Source organism: Desulfovibrio desulfuricans, assembly GCF_004801255.1.
GTDB classification, from domain to species: Bacteria; Desulfobacterota; Desulfovibrionia; order Desulfovibrionales; family Desulfovibrionaceae; genus Desulfovibrio; species Desulfovibrio desulfuricans_C.
In genome coordinates this window covers 1,101,328-1,119,678 of record NZ_CP036295.1, presented here as the reverse complement: position 1 = coordinate 1,119,678, position 18,351 = coordinate 1,101,328, and the positions used below count along the sequence as shown (strand labels likewise).

Here is an 18,351-nt window from a genome sequence, read left to right as displayed (position 1 = left end):
TCTGGCGGCCCCGGACACGCGTTGCGCCAGCTGCCGCGACCATCGCGGCAGCTGGCGACAGCATGGCTAACGATTTCAACGAGCTTTTTACAAAGCAAGGTATACTATGAGCCTGGACGATCTTTTCACCGCACGCGGCGCGTCGACGACCAACGTGACGAACATCCGCAACCTGAAAGCCATCCAGATTTCCATCGCATCGCCCGAAGCCATTCGCGAATGGTCGTACGGTGAGGTGAAAAAGCCGGAAACCATCAACTATCGCACCTTCAAGCCGGAGCGCGACGGCCTTTTCTGCGCCAAGATCTTCGGCCCCGTGAAGGACTATGAATGCAACTGCGGCAAGTACAAGCGCATGAAGCACCGCGGCATTGTCTGCGAAAAGTGCGGCGTTGAAGTTATTGCCTCCAAGGTGCGCCGCGAGCGCATGGGCCATATCGAACTGGCCGCGCCGGTTGCGCATATCTGGTTTTTGAAGACCCTGCCCTCCAAGATCGGCACCCTGCTCGACATGACCATGGCCGATCTGGAAAAGGTGCTCTACTTCGACTCGTACATCGTGCTCGATCCCGGTCAGACCAACCTGCAGAAGCGTCAGGTCATCTCTGAAGACCAGTACCTGCAGATTCTTGACCACTACGGCACTGACGAGGTGCTGACCGTGGGCATGGGCGCCGAAGCCGTGCGCAGCCTGCTGGAAGAGCTGGATCTGGAAAAGCTGCGCACCGAGCTGCGCGAAGAAGGCGAATCCACCAAGAGCCAGACCAAGAAGAAAAAGATCACCAAGCGCCTCAAGATTGTTGAAGCGTTTTTGGAGTCGGACAACAAGCCCGAATGGATGATCATGGAAGTCATTCCCGTCATCCCGCCGGAACTGCGTCCTCTTGTGCCTCTTGACGGCGGCCGCTTTGCCACCTCTGACCTCAACGACCTTTACCGTCGTGTGATCAACCGCAACAACCGTCTCAAACGGCTGATGGAGCTGGGCGCGCCCGAAATCATCATCCGCAACGAAAAGCGCATGCTGCAGGAAGCTGTGGACGCGCTGTTCGACAACGGTCGCCGCGGCCGCGCCATCGCCGGTACCAACGGCCGCCCGCTCAAGTCGCTCTCCGACATGATCAAGGGCAAGCAGGGCCGCTTCCGTCAGAACCTGCTCGGCAAGCGCGTCGACTACTCCGGCCGTTCAGTTATTACCGTTGGTCCTTACCTCAAGCTGCACCAGTGCGGTTTGCCCAAAAAGATGGCGCTTGAGCTCTTCAAGCCCTTCATCTATGCCGAGCTTGAAAAAAGAGGCCACGCCTCCACTATCAAGAGCGCCAAAAAGATGGTGGAACGTGAAGAGCTGGTGGTGTGGGATATTCTGTCGGAAGTGGTGCGCGAGTACCCCATCCTGCTCAACCGCGCCCCTACCCTGCACCGTCTGGGCATCCAGGCTTTTGAACCACTGCTGGTCGAAGGCAAGGCCATCCGTCTGCACCCGCTCGTCTGCTCGGCCTACAACGCCGACTTCGACGGCGACCAGATGGCCGTGCACATTCCGCTTTCGGTTGAAGCGCAGATCGAATGCCGCGTGCTCATGATGAGCACCAACAACATTCTCTCGCCCGCCAACGGAGGTCCTGTCATTGTGCCCTCGCAGGACATCGTGCTTGGTCTGTATTACATGACCGTCGAGCGCAGCTTTGAACAGGGCGAAGGCATGAGCTTTTGCGCCCCGTGGGAAGTGGAAGCGGCCTACGACGGCGGGCAGGTATCGCTGCACGCCCGCATCAAGGTGCGCATGCCCGACGGCGCCATATACAACACCACGCCCGGCCGCGTGCTGGTCAGCGACATCCTGCCCGAAAAGCTCGGCTTTGATCATGTCAACTGCGTGCTGACCAAGAAGAACATCGCCCGTCTCGTGGGCGCTGCCTACCGCCAATGCGGCATCAAGGCCACGGTCATTCTGTGCGACCGCCTCAAGGACATGGGTTACGAATTCGCCACCAGGGCGGGCGTGACCATCGGCGTGAAGGACCTCACCATTCCTGAAAGCAAAAAGCACATTCTGGCTGCCTCGCAGGCGGAAGTGGACGACATCGAACATCAGTACCGCGACGGTATCATCACCCGTACTGAAAAGTACAACAAGGTGGTCGACGTGTGGACCAAGGCCACGCAGGACGTCTCGGCCGAGATGATCAAGGATATATCGTACGACGTGCTTACCGACCCCAAAACCGGCAAGCAGGAGAAAAACCAGAGCTTCAACCCGATCTTCATGATGTCCAATTCGGGCGCTCGTGGTAACCAGGACCAGATGCGTCAGCTGGCCGGCATGCGCGGCCTGATGGCCAAGCCTTCCGGTGAAATCATTGAAACGCCTATCACCTCTTCGTTCCGCGAAGGGCTCTCGGTGTTGCAGTACTTCACCTCCACCCACGGCGCTCGTAAGGGTCTGGCCGATACAGCCCTTAAAACGGCAAACTCCGGTTACCTTACCCGCCGCCTCGTCGACGTCGTGCAGGACGTTATTGTCTGCGAACACGACTGCGGCACTGTGGACGGCATCGAGCTGACCCACCTCAAGGACGGCGGCGACATCAAGACCCCGCTGTCCGAACGCGTGATTGGCCGCGTGCTGCTGTACCCCGTGTTTGATCCCGATGATCCAAACACCGTGCTGCTGCCCGAAAACACGCTTATCGAAGAAAAAGAGGCCCAGCTTATCAGCGACAAGGGCATCTCTTCGGTCACCGTGCGCTCGCCCCTTACCTGCCAGGCCGAACGCGGCATCTGCGCCCTGTGCTACGGGCGCGACCTTGCCCGCGGGCACCTGGTCAACACGGGCGAAACCGTGGGCATCATCGCCGCCCAGTCCATCGGTGAACCTGGCACGCAGCTTACCATGCGTACCTTCCACATCGGTGGTACAGCGTCGAGCACCATTGAAAAGAACAAGTTCGAAGCCCAGAACGCGGGCCGGGTCATCCTCAACCGCGTGCGCGCCGTCACCAACCGCGACGGCGTGGAACTGGTGCTCGGCAAGAGCGGCCAGCTCACCATTGTGGACGCACAGGGCCGCGAACGCGAAAAATACATTCTGCCCAACGGCGCGCGTCTGCTTGTCCATGACGGGCAGGAAGTGGCCAAGGGCTATGTGCTGGCCGAATGGGATCCGTTCAACGAACCCTTTGTCTGCGAAGAAGAAGGCATCATCCGTTTTACGGACATCGTCGACGGCAAGACCGTGCAGGAAAAGGTGGACGATATTACCCGTCAGGCATCCCTGACCATTATGGAATACCGCACCACCAACTTCCGTCCGTCCATCTCCATCTGCGATGAGCATGGCAGCGTCAAAAAACGCAGCCACGGCGGCACGGCGGCGGTCTATACCCTGCCTGTCGGCTCCATCATCATGATCAAGGACGGCGCGGACATTCAGGCAGGCGACATCATCGCCCGCAAGCCCCGCGAAACGTCAAAGACCAAGGATATCGTGGGTGGTCTTCCGCGCGTGGCCGAGCTCTTTGAAGTGCGCAAGCCCAAGGACATGGCCGTGGTTTCTGAAATCGCGGGCACTGTCACCTACGCCGGCGAATCAAAGGGCAAGCGCAAGCTTGTGGTTACGCCTGAAATCGGCGAGGCCAAAGAATACCTCGTGCCCAAGGGCAAGCACATCACCGCTGCCGACGGCGACTTTGTGGAGGCGGGCGATCCGCTGACGGAAGGTTACCCCGAACTGCACGACATCCTGCGCACCAGGGGCGAGAAGTTCCTGGCCCGTTACCTCGTGGACGAAATCCAGGAAGTGTACCGCTTCCAGGGCGTGGGTATCGACGACAAGCATATTGAAGTCATCGTGCGCCAGATGCTCAAAAAGGTTACGGTTCTCGATTGCGGCGGCACCAGCTTCCTCGTAGGCGAGCAGGTGGACAAGGCGGAATTCAAGGCCGAAAACCAGAAGGTCATAGCCGAGGGCCGCGTTCCCGCCACTGCGGAACCGCTGGTGCTTGGTATCACCCAGGCTTCTTTGACGACATCCTCGTTCATCTCGGCGGCATCCTTCCAGGAAACCACCAAGGTGCTCACCGAGGCCTCGCTCAAGGGCAAGATGGACTACCTGCGCGGCCTCAAAGAAAACGTCATCGTGGGCCGTCTTATCCCTGCCGGTACGGGCTACCGCGAATACGTCAACGGCGACATCGTGGTTCCCGACCAGAAGGAACGCCCGGACAAATTCCTTGAAGACCTTGAGGAAAACCCCGTCCTGGTTGACCTGAACAACTAAGCCTCGTTGCAGGCCGCCCTTGGGCTGTCTGCTGGCAAGCATACGACTGTCCCCCCGAAAGGAATCCTTTCGGGGGGATTTTTGCGTTTTGCAGGGCTCCTGTACGCAATGTACGGTCTGTCCTGTGTGGGCCATCCAGCCTGCGCCTGTACGCCTTACGCGGCATTGCGCCGCAATGTGGGGTGCACGGCAATGCGGTGGTCGTTATGCGCATCATACGCTAGCAGCCTCACGCTTCTGCCTTGCGTCAGTCATCAATCGCCTGGCTGATTCCACTGCACGCACGGAACAACCGCCGGAGGCCCAACGGGTTGATCGCGGGGGTGGGCCTGGTCAACCTATTTGCCGCCAGTGCCGCACCGCCGGCGAAACCAGGCTGCAGGGCTGGGCCATGTGCATTTTGCCTGCGACCGCCCTTCCCTTGCCACAGATCGCCATAGCCACGGCAGAGCCTTTTTCCATACCTCTGTTTCAACAAACCGATCCACGGCCTGCGTGGTGCATGTACAGCATCTCAGTCTGGGGCGTCGGGGCGTGTCGGTCCCCTTTTGGGTTACCCTACATCCGCACAGCCAGCCTGCAGCACACGCCACCCTAAACCAGCGCGGAGCGCGTGCCCATACCACGTCGACAGCCTGAAGCCTCGTCGGCGTCCCCATTCTTGCCCTACCTGCACAATCTACTGCTAACCATCAATATTACTGCATGTTGCGGCCGGAGCATGCCAGCAGTTTCCATTCGCCCTGCGCGTACTCGCGGGTGCTGCTGCCATAGGTTGAACATACAAACATGATTACTTACAGAAACAATAAACAATCATTTAGCTACGATTATACATAAACAATACACAACAGCGCTTGGAAAAAAATTATTTTACATTAACAGTAGCAATTTGCTATGCAATAGCATGCTTCATTGCAATATCAATACATTAGACTTGCAGCTGATTGTGCAATTTTTCTCATTCAAATTGAATTGTCAATCCTTTCAAGCTTTGAGCTTAACTTTGGTTTTTTCGCATAAAAAAATCCATACCCCGTTGACACTGTATGTTTTATATGAGAATAAATTTGTACGGATTAATTACATCAAGTTTTTTATTAATTAATTGCTCTTTTTAACCGCCTCATATAGACTGGGGCGCGACTGCGGAAGACGCAGGGGGTTGCTATGTCAGCTTTGTCAGAACGCGAATATTTGGCCGAAGAAATCTGCGAACTGTTCACCAAGCTTACTGGCGATGAATATGCCGAAGATCTGGCGCGTGCGCGCAAGCTGGCCGAGGGCGGCAACCCTCACGACCACTGGCTGCACACCACAAGGCTCGACTATGAATCGCGGCTCTTCATGTACATGGCGGCTGCCTTTGCCATGCGCTGCATGAAGGGCGAACCCTACAAGTGCGCCGTGTTTATGCGCAGTGCGGCTGAGGCCCTTAATCAGCCCCAGGTCTAGGCAAATGTTTGCAACGGGAAATCCCGTAGCATTCGTGCGGGATTTCCCCAATTGTGCCCGGAGCGATTCAGACCTGGGTAACACCATCTGGATTTTGTCAGGAAGCAAGGATCCATCATGCGGGAAAAACTTATCAGATTCAGAACCACTCTCCCTTGCCTGTTACTGTTGATTTGCGGCCTGGCATTGATGCCCGGCGCTGCGCTTGGCAACGAGCTTGTCCCCGTCAAGACTCCGTCCGTGAGCAAGCCCGAAATGCCCAAGGTCTTTTTTCCCCATGACAAGCATGTGGAGGCGTTAGAGGCCAAAAACGGAGACTGTTCGACCTGCCACAACATGACTGACGCAGGCATGTCTGAAACCCTCAAAGACGTTACTTCGGTTGCCGCAAAAAAGCAGGTCGCCTACATGCACGCCGCCTGTACGGACTGCCACGTCAAGGCTGGCAAGGGGCCGCGCCTTGTGGACTGCCGGGTCTGCCACAGCGAACGCACCGCATCTGAGTTTGCCGGCAAAACGAAATAGCCTGTAGGCTCAAGGAACACTGAAGAATACGTAGGAGGCAGAATCAGATGCTGGATTTCATTACCGGACCACTCTTTATTATTTCACTTGCCGTATTTGTCGTCGGCCTGCTCGCACGCGCGGTCATGTATGTGCGCGGCCTTGATGCCCGCCTTGAGCGCGTGGCTTACAGCTATCATACTGACCGATCCATCCCGGGTGCTCTCGTTTCCATCTTTAAATGGCTTGTCCCCGGCGGCACCAGCGGCTGGCGGGCCCAGCCTGTTGCCGCGATTCTTTTCTTTATTTTGCATTTTGGCGCGGTGCTGATACCGCTGTTTCTTCTTGGGCACACCGTTCTGCTTGAAACCTATGTGGGCATAAGCCTTCCGTCGCTGCCAGGCGGCGCTGCCGACGTGCTTGCCATCATGGCCCTGTCCGGCCTTGTGCTGCTTGCCTTGCGGCGTCTTTCCTCACCGACGCTCAGGCAGCTCAACAGCGGCCAGGATTGGCTCATACTGCTTTTGACCTTTCTGCCCTTTGCCACCGGCCTGATGGCCCGCTTTGACGGCGGAGCCTACCAGACGTGGATGATCGCCCATGTGCTCAGCGGCGAACTGTTTCTTCTGCTGGCCCCCTTCACCAAACTTTCGCACATTGTGCTCTTCTTTATGTCTCGTGCCCAGATCGGCATGGACTTTGCCATCAAAAGAGGCGGCGCAACACGCGGCGGCGCTTTTCCCTGGTAGGCGGGGCAAACGAATTATCTTTTCGCCTGAAAGGAGCGAACCATGTCCGAATTGCTGTGCACCCCAACCCCGATAACCACCAAAGAAGGCATCCTTGAACTGCTCAAAGACAAGGGTGGGGCGCAATACTACAGCCAGATGAAGGAAATGAAGGTCGACCAGGAGGCCCTGGCCCGCGACCTTGAGCAAACCTGCAAATCGCGCACCCGCACATGGCTCAGCGTATGCGCGCACTGCGCCATGTGCGCGGACAGCTGTTTCTTTTACCGCACCAACAACAACGACCCCACGCAGATCCCCTCATACAAGATCCAGGTAACGCTTGGCGAGCTGCTGCGCCGCAAGGGCAAGGTTGATGCCGAATTTATGATCAAGTGCATGGACGCAGCCTGGGGCAAGTGCACCTGTTGCAACCGCTGCGCCGTTTACTGCCCGCACGGCATTGATACAGGCGTCATGTTCAGCTATCTGCGCGGCATTTTGTTCAAGCACGGCTTTATCCCGTGGGAGATGAAGATCGGCTCGGGCATGCACCGCGTGTACGGCGCGCAGATGGATGTGACCGAAGAAGACTGGATCGAAACCTGCGAATGGATGGTCGAAGAACATCAGGAGGAATGGCCTGAACTGGAAATTCCTGTTGAAAAAGAAAATGCAGACGTCATGTATGTGCTCAACGCCCGCGAGGTAAAGCACTACCCTGACGACATCGCCCAGGCCGCCATTCTGTTTCACGTTACGGACACCAACTGGACCGTGCCGCGCGAGGGGTGGGAAAACACGTCCCTCACCATGTTTGCGGGCGACTGGGAAGGCTGTTCGCAAAACGTCAAGCGCATCTACGCCGCCATTGACCGCATCAAGCCCAAGGTCGTGGTGGGTACCGAGTGCGGCCACGCCCACCGCGCGACAGTGGTTGAGGGCCCTTACTGGGCCGGACGCGAAAGCGGAGACCCGCCGGTGCGTTTTATGCACTACGTGGAATGGGTCGCGGAAATGCTGCGCACGGGCAAGCTCAAGATTGACCCTGCCAAAAAGCTCAAGATGCCCTGCACACTTCAGGATTCGTGCAACTACGTGCGCAACCACGGGCTCGGCATGGCCACCCGCGAAATCATGGGCTACATAGCCGAAGACTTCCGCGAGATGGACCCCAAGGGCGACCACAACTTCTGCTGCGGCGGAGGCGGCGGTTTGAACGGCATCGGCATCTACCGCAAAGAACGCAACATTGGCCTCAAAAACAAACTGGATCAGATACACGCCACCGGTGCGGAAATGGTCATCACGCCCTGCCACAACTGTTGGGACGCCATCCGCGACATGATGGAAGTGTACGAAGAGCACAACATCAAGTGGTCGTTCCTCAAGCCTCTGCTGGTTGATATGCTGATCATCCCCGACCACATACCCCACAACGAGGTGTAGGCAGGCTATCAGCAAATAACATGAGCCCGCCTGTTGGCAGGCGGGCCCAAAGTAATTGATTTCTCACATGGCTGCGTAGAGAGACTCGCTGCAGGGTGCGCTTAGGTTTGTCCTTTTGCAAGGCGCACCAGCAGAACAAACAAGCCCTGACGGTCGGGCATCATCCCAGCCTGACCGTCAGGCACGCAGCAAGGCTGCTATGCCATGGCGGCGCTGACGGTAGACAGCAGCGCGTCGCTCGAACAGTTCTTTGAAAGTACAGGTATGCCCGTACCAAAGCAGACCGGTCTGGGCCCCACAGAGGTGCATACCACAGCAGGGAGCGACCTCGTGCCCGCATTGCGGCGCAGCCGACTGTACATGATGGTTCCAGAGGTTCCCTCTAGTTCCACATCAAACACGATGCAGTCGGGGCGGTCGCTCTCGACCATGGCCAGGCTTTCCGCGCAGGTTTTTGCTGTGCTTACCCGGTAATTACACTGCTGAAGGGTTTGGGACAGCCTGCTTTGGCTTTCGGCATCGCTGTCTACCAAGAGAATATGCTTTTGCATTGGTGCCTCCAAAGTCGGTCTCCGGCAGAAGCGGAGAAGAAGGTTGCGCCACCCTGCGGCGGGTGGCATGCCGCTGCGTCGAAGCGCTGCTTTGTCGAACTGAACCAAGAGTCACGGCTTCAAGCGAACTGTGCATGGAGCGGGCGACCTTATCCCATGCGTCAAAGGCCACTTTGCCCACGGGCGCGGCCTGGTTCACGCCAGGCAGGGAAATACCGCCCTCAACTGCAAAAATAATGTCCGCCAGGGTAATTTCGTCAGGCGTACGCGCAAGCATATGACCGCCGGCAATACCGCGAACGCTTTTGACAATGCCCTCTGCCTGAAGCAGGCGCATGATCTTTTGAACAAATTTTTCAGAGATGCCCGTGCAGACCGAAAGCTCGGACGCAGAGGCCGGGATGTCCTCACTTTGTTCAGAAAGGCACAAGAGCAGGTGCAAAGCATGGCAGGCCATTGTCGAAATACGCATATTCATTCCTTATTTTGCAGGAGACAATAATTGGCTCGAAACCATATCTGTCTAATTTAGACTGTTTTGATCATGTTTTTAGCGCACCATTTTCATGCCGTCAAGCGGGAAGCTGATCAAAAATACCCGCATGACATACCCGATTTTTCCGCGTTTTCAGCAATGTGAATAGTTTCGCAACCCTTGCGCGGCAAAAAAAAAATACTGCCCATGCACAAATTTATGTGTTATGGTTGCGTGTCAAAAGTAAGAAAACAGCCGCATTAACGGCGCAGAGTCGCCGGCAGGCATGGCAGATATACATTTAATCTGCTCAAGAGGGATACAAAATGAAGCTCTCGGCCAAAACACGCTATGCTGCCAGAATCCTTCTATTTCTGGCCCAAAACGGCATGGAAAAACCAGTCTCTTCCAGCCATCTGGCAGCGCAAACGGGCATCAGCTCGCAATTTAGCGAGCAGATATTACGCCAGCTGCGATTGGCGGGCATAACGGGCAGCATACGAGGGGCCAAGGGCGGTCATGTACTCTTGCGCAAGCCTGAGGAACTCACATTTGGATGTATTGTCAATCTCATGGAAGGCGGGATAGAACTTACCAACTGTATGGAAAAACCCGGTGAATGCGCGCGCTTTGATGGCTGCGAAGTAAGAAAAGCCTGGGAAAACCTGCAGTCGACCCTTGACGGAGTATTTGATTCAATCACCCTGCGCGATCTGATGCACGACCATCGCATCCTCATGTAGATACCCATGTAAGTAATCATACCAAATCAAAAAATTTACCATTTTTTCAGCACTAAAGGTCGGCGCAAGCCGGCCTTTTTTATTGGGCCGACATCACAGATAAATTTTATCCTACCAAATCAGTATAAAAAATTTATTTGCCGCTTGTTCAAAAAATTTTTTGTTTGGCTTGAAAAAAAATTTTAAACAGTGTAATCTACCTGATTTATTTAAATAAAATTAGCTTAATCGGGATTAACTTTACTGTATTGTTTCCACCTGACATCTTTGCATTTTTCATAATTTTGAGTATCAGGGGGGTCACCGTACACCTTGACTATCTGTCCTACTGTGATCAATTCCTGATTACAATGGTCAGAATTCATCAGGCGTCGGCCCATTCAAAGGAGAGGTTGCAGGCAGGCAGACGCATGCCGGGCTTGAAAGCGTGTCGGCTGTGCCGGCCGCAACTAACCCACGATTTAGCGGCATCTTGACCCCACGGGAGTAAACGCATGAGCACACTTTTTTACATTCTTGGCTATTTGGCGGTAGCCGGCTTTTTCTGCATGGCCTACCTCAAAATCAAAACCTACCTTGCAGCCAGCCCTCTGCACGTTCGGTGGGAACTGTACCCCGTGCCCCACGAAGGCTCCAAGACGGTGTACGGCGGCAGCTTTATGGAAGAAAAAGACTGGTGGACCAAGCCCCGGCATGTTGAGCACATGGGCGATGTAAAGGCTCTGCTGATCGAAGTGCTTTTCCTGCACGCCACTTTTGAGCACAACCTCAAACTGTGGGTGCGCACCTATCCTTTCCATGTGGGCATGTACATGCTCATGGGTGGAACCATCGTAGTGCTCTGCTCTGCCGTTGCGCAGCTTTTGGGCCTCGACCCGCAGGGCGGCCTGATGATTTTTGTAGGTAATATTATCAGCGCCTGTGCTCTTGCCGGCACGCTGTGCATCATCGTGGGCGGCGTCAGCCTGGTGCTGCGCCGTCGGGCCGATGAAGGCCTGCGCCGCTACAGCACCCCCGAGCACTACTTCAACCTGCTTGTTTTTGTTCTCTTCGGCGTGCTGGGTCTGGCTGCCTGGGCTTCCGCCCCCTCTTACTTTGAGCTGGCCCGCACCTTTATGTACAATCTGATCACGTTCCACTTTGCTCCCCAGACCAACGTGCTGTTCAGCCTGCACCTGCTGGTGGGCTTTTTCCTGCTGATCTGGATTCCCATGACTCACATGGGCCACGTCTTCATGAAGTACTTCACCTACCATGACATCCGCTGGGGCGACGAGCCCACCAACTTCAGCCCCAAGAACCAGCAGAAGATCATGGACGCCATGAAGTACAACGTGGCGTGGTCTGCCGAGCATATCGCTGGCGACGGCCAGCCCAAGACCTGGGTTGACGTGGCCACCACCAATCCCGCAGCCCCCAAGAAGGAAGACTAGGGAGTTCCACCATGAAAGATACCCTGCAATTGAAAGATGTTTCCACTGCCGAAGGGCAGATGGTCAGCATTGACCTTAAGGATATTCCTGAGCTTCCCCTGGACGTGAAAACCATGCCCTGGAAGCCCTTTACCGACGAGCAGAAGCAGAACACCGCCTGCATTCTTGACGACGTGTGCGTGCTGAACATCCCCATGCCCAAGAACAAGGAAGAAGAAGAGGAAATGGTCAACAAGTTCCTCACCGGCATGCGTAAACTGTTCAGCAAGGAGAACAACTGGACCTTCCTGCCCATGCTCGAAACCAGCATGGACTACTGCGCCCAGTGCAACTCCTGCTCCGATGCCTGCCATCTGTACGAGATGTCCGGCAAAAACGAAATGTACCGGCCCAACTTCCGGTCCGAGATCTTTCGCCGCATCTACAAGCAGTATGTGAAAAAGGAACCCTTTGCCAAATGGCGCTACGGCGACATGGACCTTAACTGGAAGACCGTGGCTCGCCTTGGCGAACTGGCCTACCGCTGCAACCTTTGCCGCCGCTGCGCCCAGACCTGCCCCATCGGCGTTGACAACGGCCTGCTGGCCCGCGAAATCCGCAAGCTTTTCAGCCAGGAGATGGGCATCTACGCTCGCGAACTGCACGAAAAAGGCACCATGAACCAGCTGAAGTGCGGGTCTTCTACCGGCATGACGCCTGAAGTGGTGAAAGAAAACGTGGAGTTCATCGACGAGGACTACACCGAAATCACCGGCGTGGGCATCCACACGCCCTTCGATGTGCAGGGCGCCGACATCATGCTGCTGCACAACGCTGGCGAAGTGATGGCCTGGCCTGAAAACATCGCCGCCTTCTCCCTGATCTTCCAGGAAGCAGGCCTCTCCTGGACGCTCTCGAGCAAGGCGCTGGCGTACGACGGCGTGAACTACGGCGTGTTTTACGACGACGCCCAGACCGCCCGCATCGCCCTGCAGCACATGATGGCCGCCAAAGAACTTGGCGTGAAAAAGATTGTCATCGGTGAATGCGGCCACGCCCACAAGGCCCTGACCGTCATCGCCGACCGCGTCATCCCCTTTGAATACCAGGTGCCGCGCGAAAGCTGCTACGTGACCCTGCACGACATCGTCATGTCCGGCCGCCTCAAGCTCGACCCCTCGCGCAACAACTTCCCCGTGACCCTGCACGACCCCTGCAACATCGTGCGCCTCATGGGCATTGTTGAACCCCAGCGCGAAATCGTGCGCAAAATTGCGCCCATGTTCCGCGAAATGCCCTGCCACGGCGTGGACAACTACTGCTGCGGCGGCGGATCAGGCTTTGCCATCATGACGCGCAACAACATTGAACAATGGCGCGGCAACATCTCTGGCCGCAAAAAGATGTGGCAGATCGGCGAAGCCTTCAAGGACTGCCTTGGACCGGAAACCCGCAAGTACATCTGCGCTCCCTGCTCCAACTGCAAAGGCCAGATCCGCGAACTGCTGGAACACAACGACCTGTACACCAAGAACAACTTCGCATACGGCGGCCTGGTGGAACTGATCGTCAACGCCATGGTCAACGTGAACCCCGGGTTCATCAAGTTTGAAGGCGAAGAAGAATAGTTTGCTGACCGTGAGATAACTACAAAAAGGGGGGCTTTTGCCCCCCCTTTTGTATTTGAGTCTTGCCGCGTCAACGCGTCCACAAACCACGGACAGGCCGTGATTTACCGCGCCGTTGCGCGACTGATTTCGGTGTCTTCCACCCGGCGGTTAGGGCCGTATCCCGCCCGCCGTCAGTTGCGGGCCGGTGCATTTTTTGCCGCGCACGACAGCCAGATGCCCGCCGTCACGCAGGCCAGCCCGGCCAGATGCGTCCACAGTATCCCTTCGCCAAGCACCAGCCACGACAAGACCACGCCGCTTACCGGCACAAGCCCTGTAAAGGCAGCGGCGGCGCTGGCCGGGACATGGGCAATGCCCCTGAACCACAGCACGTACGACAGGTACGACACGGCTACTCCATAATAGACGATGCCCCAGACGGCACGAACCGGCATTGCGCTCAGGTCAAAATCTCTGGCGTCAAGCAACGCCATGGGCAGCAACATGACAAAGGCGTACAGCGAAACAATGCTCGTGCGCCGCAGGGGCGACATGGGGCAGCACCGAGCCTTGCTGAGCACCGAAAAGGCCGCCTCGCACAGCACCGCCAACAACACAAGACCGTTGCCCAGCAAGCTGCGCCACTGGTCGCCCCCCGCCAGCTCCGTCGAGGCGGATCCCGCCCAAAAGGGCGACAGATTGATGGCCACCAGCCCCGCGCTCACGCAGGCGATGCCGCCAATACGCCGCAACGGAGGGCGCTCGCGCAGCAGCCCCCACGCCATCAACCCGATCACGGCAGGGGCTGCGCTGCTCATAAGACCAGCCGAGGCCGCGCTGGTAAAGCGCAGCCCCTCAAAGGTGCACACGCGGTACAGAGCAATGCCGCACAGGGCCTGCAGCGCCAGCGTGGCGTGCGTGCGGCGGTCAAGCCCGCCCGTTTCGCCCCGCAGCCACAGCATCGGCAGCATCAGCACAAGGCCTGCCCCAAGCCCCAGCCCAGCAGCCAGAAAAACCGGCAAGCTGCCCACAAGCACCTTGCCCGCCACCACTGCGCTGCCCGCTATGCTCATGGCAAGGGCAAGGCTGATCCATGCGCCCCAGGGTTTTGCACGCGAGGGGGCCTGCGCCGCCGCATATTGCCCCGTATTCTGCACCTGTTCGGCCTGCGCCGCCGCACGCGCGTTTTCCGGCGCGCAAGGCGTGTTGTTTTTGCATAATCCCATACTGAACCTCTCTCCTGCCTGTTTTCGGCGGTGGTTGTCCGCTGGCGCGCATTGCCATCCAGCTGCGGAGAGCGTAGCCTGGGAAAAGTGGTCCATGTAAGTGCCACTTTTTTATACTTACAACCATACCAATTCAGGTGCGCCATGTGGCTAACCCTTGATGCGCAAAGCCCCTTTTCGCTGAGCCGCCAGATATGCGGCCAGATCAAGACCCTCATCCTGCGCGGCGACCTGACCGCTGGCGACCGGCTGCCCTCCACCCGTCTGTTGTGCAAAGAGCTGGGCGTGGCCCGCAGCACCGTGCTTGAGTCCTATGAGCAGCTGCTTGCCGAGGGCTACCTTGAATCCCGCGGCGGTTCGGGAACCAGAGTGGCCCACGGCATTCACCCGCAAGCGTATGCGGCGCCCCAGACGGCAGCGGCTGCGGACGTGTCGCCCCAACAACAGGTCAGGAGGCATTGCGACCCGCCGGGGCTGGTAAATTTCCAGTCGGGCATACCGGCGCTCGAGCACTTTCCCGCTGCGGAATGGGGCAGGCTATACCGTCAGGTCTGCGACGCCGTACCAGCCTCTGCCCTGCGCTATTGCAGCCCGGCGGGCGTGGACGAACTGCGCGAGGCCATCGCGGGTTGGCTGCTGCGCATGCGCGGCCTGCGCGCCCACCCGGAACAGATAATGATTACTACCGGCGCAACGCAGGGGCTGCGGCTTGTGGCCCGCCTGCTCGGCCGCCCGGAAGCCCTGGCAATTGTTGAAGACCCTGTGCACCGGGGGCTGGTAGAGGTCATTGCCCGGGCTGGCTACGCGGTAGAAGGCGTCACGGCGGATGCGCACGGCATGGACACGGCCCGCCTGCGCGACCTGCCGAGACGGATTGCAGACCGCTGTGCCTTTGTGTACGTGACGCCGTCGCACCAGTACCCCACAGGCGGCATTCTTTCCGCACCCCGACGGCTGGCCCTTGTCGACTTTGCCCGCGACAGCGACTGCATGGTGGTGGAAGACGATTACGACGGCGAGTTTCGCTTTGAGGGTACGCCTGTCAGCGCCCTGCACGAACTGGCCCCTGACAGGGTCATCTACATCGGGTCATTCAGCAAAATTCTTGCCCCGGCGCTGCGGCTGGGCTTTGCCGTTGTGCCCGAGCGGCTGGCCCAAGCCTGGATTGAAGAAAAACGGTATACCGACGTGCATACTGATGCGCTGTCGCAGCGCACGCTGGCGGCTTTTATAACCAGCGGCGGCCTTGAGCGGCACATCTGGAAAATGAGCAAGCTGTACAAACGCAGGCGTCTGTTTTTGCTCCAGTGCCTGCAGCACCACTTTGGGCGCAGGTTTACAGCCAGCGGTCAAGCTGCGGGGCTGCATATGATTGCGGAATTTAACGGCATACAGTTTTCAGATCAGGTTCTGGCCGCCATGCGGCGGCAGGGGGTGCTGGCTGCGCCCGTGGAGCAACATTCGCTCCGGCGCGACGGAGCGCACGCTCACCAGCTTATCATGGGCTACGCCCACCTGTCAGAGCAGGCCATAAACAGGGGGGTTGCGGCCCTGCGCGCAGCTCTTGAGCCCTGACGGCAGCAGGGAGGCTGAAATACCTGTTTTGGTTAAGGCTTGAGCCACTTGCACGCACGCTCAGCTTCAAGCGCCGCGCCATGCTTGCATTGACAGGATGCCCGCAATGAGGCAATAGAAAAGCCTTCATCCACAAGCGGCGCATGATTTGTGCGCACATCTTTTCTCGCGGAGGGCGGAGATGAAAAAAGGTATGACATGGCTTGCTGCAATGGCATTTTGCGTGGCAATTGCCGCACCCGCAATGGCTGCGGACCCCATTAAAATCGGCGTTGCCGGCGCGCACTCTGGCGACCTGGCCTCATACGGCGTTCCCAGTCTGAATGCCGCCAAGGTTGTCATTGCCGAAGTCAACGCCAAGGGCGGCGTGCTCGGCCGTCAGATCGAGCTGATCGCCCAAGATGACCAGTGCAAGCCCGAGCTGGCCACCAACGCGGCTACCAAGCTGATTTCCGAAAAGGTTAACGTGGTTATGGGCCACATCTGCTCCGGCGCTACCAAGGCTACCTTGCCGCTCTACACCGAAGCCAAGATCGTGTCCATGTCGCCTTCGGCCACCACCCCCAACCTCACCGAGAGTGGCACCAACCCCTACTTCTTCCGCACCATCGCCAACGACAAGGCCCAGGCCAAGTTGACCAGCGACTTTATCCTCAACGGCCTCAAGGCCAAAAAGGTCGCCTACCTGCACGATAACGGCGATTACGGCAAGGGTTTTGTGGACAACAACCGCGAAACGCTCGAAAAAGCCGGTGTTGAAACCGTGCTGTACGAAGCCATTACCCCCGACGCCGTTGACTTTTCTGCCGTTGTGCGCAAACTGCGCCGCGCCAAGCCCGACATCCTCGTGTTCGGCGGCTACCAGCCCACCGCCTCCAAGCTGCTGCAGCAGATGCGCCGCGACCACGTGACCACCGCCATGATCGGCCCCGACGGCCTCAAGGACGATGCCTTCATCAAGATGGCCGGCAAGGACTGCGAAGGCGTGTACGCCTCCTACCCCAAGGACACCAGTAACCTGCCCGCCTACAAGCATGCCCTTGAAGGCCATGTGAAGATGTTCGGCAGCGATCCCGGTTCCTTCTACTACAACGGCTATGCCGCCACCCAGGCGCTCATCAACGCCATCGCAGTGGCCGGCTCCACCGATGCCGCCAAGCTTGTGGAAGCTCTGCACAACACCCCCGTGGAAACCCCGCTGGGCAAGCTGACCTTCAGCAAGACCGGCGACGCCGCAGGTATGGGCCTTTCCATCTACCAGGTGAAGGACGGCAAATTTGTTGAACTGAAGCACAGCCTCACTCTGGACTAAACGTCTACCGGGGCGCGGCCATGGCCGCGCCCCGGCTTTTCACGCATCTGCCGATCGCTGACGGCACCAACGGGTCAGGCGGAACGAACGGCATTACTTACCGTACCGCACGCGAGTTTGCATGGACATTCAATTTTTTATAGAGCTCTTTTTTGGCGGTTTGACCAGAGGCAGCATTTACGCGCTGATCGCCCTGGGCTACACGCTGGTTTACGGCATCATCGGGCTCATCAATTTTGCCCATGGCGAAGTGTATATGCTGGGGGCCTTTACGGCCCTGCTGATAGCTGGCGCGCTGGGCGTCTACGGCTTCCCCGCTGGCGGCATCCTCATTGTGGCCGCGCTGGCGGCCATTGTCTGGTGCTCCGCCTACGGGTACACGCTGGAAAAAGTAGCCTACAAACCCCTGCGCGGCGCGCCGCGCCTCTCGCCGCTGATCTCCGCCATCGGTATGTCCATCTTTTTGCAAAACTATGTGCTGCTCGCGCAGACATCCGACTTTGTGCCTTTTCCCAACCTGCTGCCAGAAATGGATTTTCTTGAGCACATCGACTACGTCATGGGCGCCAGCGATTTTCTGATCCTTATGGTCAGCACCATTGCCATGGTTTTGCTGTCGACCTTCATTCGTTACACCCGTATGGGCAAGGCCATGCGCGCCACCGCGCAAAACCGCAAGATGGCCCTCTTGCTGGGCATCAACGCCGACCGCATCATATCGCTCACGTTTATCGTCGGCTCCTCTCTGGCGGCCCTTGGCGGCGTGCTTATCGCCTCGCACATGGGGCAGGTCAACTTTGGCATCGGCTTTCTGGCGGGGCTCAAGGCCTTTACCGCCGCGGTGCTTGGCGGCATCGGCTCCATCCCCGGAGCCATGGTGGGCGGCCTTGTGCTTGGCTTGGCCGAAAGCTTCACCACGGGCTATTTTTCCGGCAATTATGAAGACATGCTGGCCTTCGGCATCCTTATTCTCATTCTCATTTTCAGGCCCGACGGCATCTTGGGCAAAGCCACAGTGCAAAAGGTGTAGCC

The 18,351-nt window shown here is 57.7% G+C and carries 14 protein-coding genes; 11 read left to right on the top strand and 3 right to left on the bottom strand.

What is annotated here, in order from left to right:
• The first annotated feature begins 106 nt into the window (after nucleotides 1-106).
• From rpoC to hmcF, 5 genes are all read left to right on the top strand, one after another.
• Nucleotides 107-4,279: a DNA-directed RNA polymerase subunit beta' gene (gene rpoC / locus DDIC_RS04680; RefSeq protein ID WP_136399373.1), complete on the top strand. Its 4,173-nt coding sequence runs from the start codon at nucleotides 107-109 to the stop codon at nucleotides 4,277-4,279.
• 1,170 nt (nucleotides 4,280-5,449) lie between these two features.
• Nucleotides 5,450-5,734: a hypothetical protein gene (locus DDIC_RS04675; RefSeq protein WP_136399372.1), complete on the top strand. Its 285-nt coding sequence runs from the start codon at nucleotides 5,450-5,452 to the stop codon at nucleotides 5,732-5,734.
• Between the two features lie 117 nt (nucleotides 5,735-5,851).
• Nucleotides 5,852-6,259, top strand: a complete 408-nt coding sequence (locus DDIC_RS04670) for a cytochrome c3 family protein (protein WP_136399371.1) — start codon at nucleotides 5,852-5,854, stop codon at nucleotides 6,257-6,259.
• A 47-nt stretch (nucleotides 6,260-6,306) separates the two neighbouring features.
• Nucleotides 6,307-6,987 (top strand): sulfate respiration complex protein HmcE, encoded by a 681-nt coding sequence (gene hmcE, locus DDIC_RS04665; RefSeq protein WP_136399370.1) that lies wholly within the window; start codon nucleotides 6,307-6,309, stop codon nucleotides 6,985-6,987.
• A gap of 42 nt (nucleotides 6,988-7,029) precedes the next feature.
• A complete protein-coding gene (hmcF, locus tag DDIC_RS04660) occupies nucleotides 7,030-8,415 on the top strand; it encodes a sulfate respiration complex iron-sulfur protein HmcF (RefSeq protein ID WP_136399369.1) in 1,386 nt (461 codons plus the stop codon).
• Nucleotides 8,416-8,612: 197 nt separating this feature from the next.
• Here hmcF and DDIC_RS04655 read toward each other — a convergent pair whose 3' ends face one another.
• Nucleotides 8,613-8,966, bottom strand: a complete 354-nt coding sequence (locus DDIC_RS04655) for a response regulator (RefSeq protein WP_136399368.1) — start codon at nucleotides 8,964-8,966, stop codon at nucleotides 8,613-8,615.
• Complete coding sequence (locus DDIC_RS04650) at nucleotides 8,890-9,438, bottom strand: RrF2 family transcriptional regulator (RefSeq protein ID WP_136399367.1); 549 nt, start codon at nucleotides 9,436-9,438, stop codon at nucleotides 8,890-8,892. The genes DDIC_RS04655 and DDIC_RS04650 overlap by 77 nt, the downstream gene beginning before the upstream one ends.
• 329 nt (nucleotides 9,439-9,767) lie before the next feature.
• Between DDIC_RS04650 and DDIC_RS04645 the strand changes: the two genes are divergently transcribed.
• The 3 genes from DDIC_RS04645 (at nucleotide 9,768) to DDIC_RS04635 (ending at nucleotide 13,224) form a co-directional block, all read left to right on the top strand.
• Nucleotides 9,768-10,184, top strand: coding sequence for an RrF2 family transcriptional regulator (locus tag DDIC_RS04645; RefSeq protein WP_136399366.1), 417 nt, complete (start codon nucleotides 9,768-9,770; stop codon nucleotides 10,182-10,184).
• Between the two features lie 494 nt (nucleotides 10,185-10,678).
• A complete protein-coding gene (locus DDIC_RS04640) occupies nucleotides 10,679-11,617 on the top strand; it encodes a respiratory nitrate reductase subunit gamma (RefSeq protein ID WP_136399365.1) in 939 nt (312 codons plus the stop codon).
• Between the two features lie 11 nt (nucleotides 11,618-11,628).
• A complete protein-coding gene (locus tag DDIC_RS04635) occupies nucleotides 11,629-13,224 on the top strand; it encodes a (Fe-S)-binding protein (protein WP_136399364.1) in 1,596 nt (531 codons plus the stop codon).
• Between the two features lie 173 nt (nucleotides 13,225-13,397).
• Here the strand turns inward: DDIC_RS04635 and DDIC_RS04630 are convergent, their stop codons facing one another.
• Nucleotides 13,398-14,432, bottom strand: coding sequence for a DMT family transporter (locus DDIC_RS04630; RefSeq protein WP_168732466.1), 1,035 nt, complete (start codon nucleotides 14,430-14,432; stop codon nucleotides 13,398-13,400).
• A gap of 144 nt (nucleotides 14,433-14,576) precedes the next feature.
• Between DDIC_RS04630 and DDIC_RS04625 the strand changes: the two genes are divergently transcribed.
• The 3 genes from DDIC_RS04625 (at nucleotide 14,577) to DDIC_RS04615 (ending at nucleotide 18,349) form a co-directional block, all read left to right on the top strand.
• Nucleotides 14,577-16,007: a PLP-dependent aminotransferase family protein gene (locus tag DDIC_RS04625; RefSeq protein WP_136399362.1), complete on the top strand. Its 1,431-nt coding sequence runs from the start codon at nucleotides 14,577-14,579 to the stop codon at nucleotides 16,005-16,007.
• 181 nt (nucleotides 16,008-16,188) lie between these two features.
• Nucleotides 16,189-17,319 carry a branched-chain amino acid ABC transporter substrate-binding protein gene (locus DDIC_RS04620; protein ID WP_136399361.1) on the top strand — a complete coding sequence of 377 codons (1,131 nt, stop codon included), beginning with the start codon at nucleotides 16,189-16,191 and terminating at the stop codon, nucleotides 17,317-17,319.
• 121 nt (nucleotides 17,320-17,440) lie between these two features.
• A complete protein-coding gene (locus DDIC_RS04615) occupies nucleotides 17,441-18,349 on the top strand; it encodes an ABC transporter permease subunit (protein ID WP_136399360.1) in 909 nt (302 codons plus the stop codon).
• The last annotated feature ends 2 nt before the right edge of the window (nucleotides 18,350-18,351 follow it).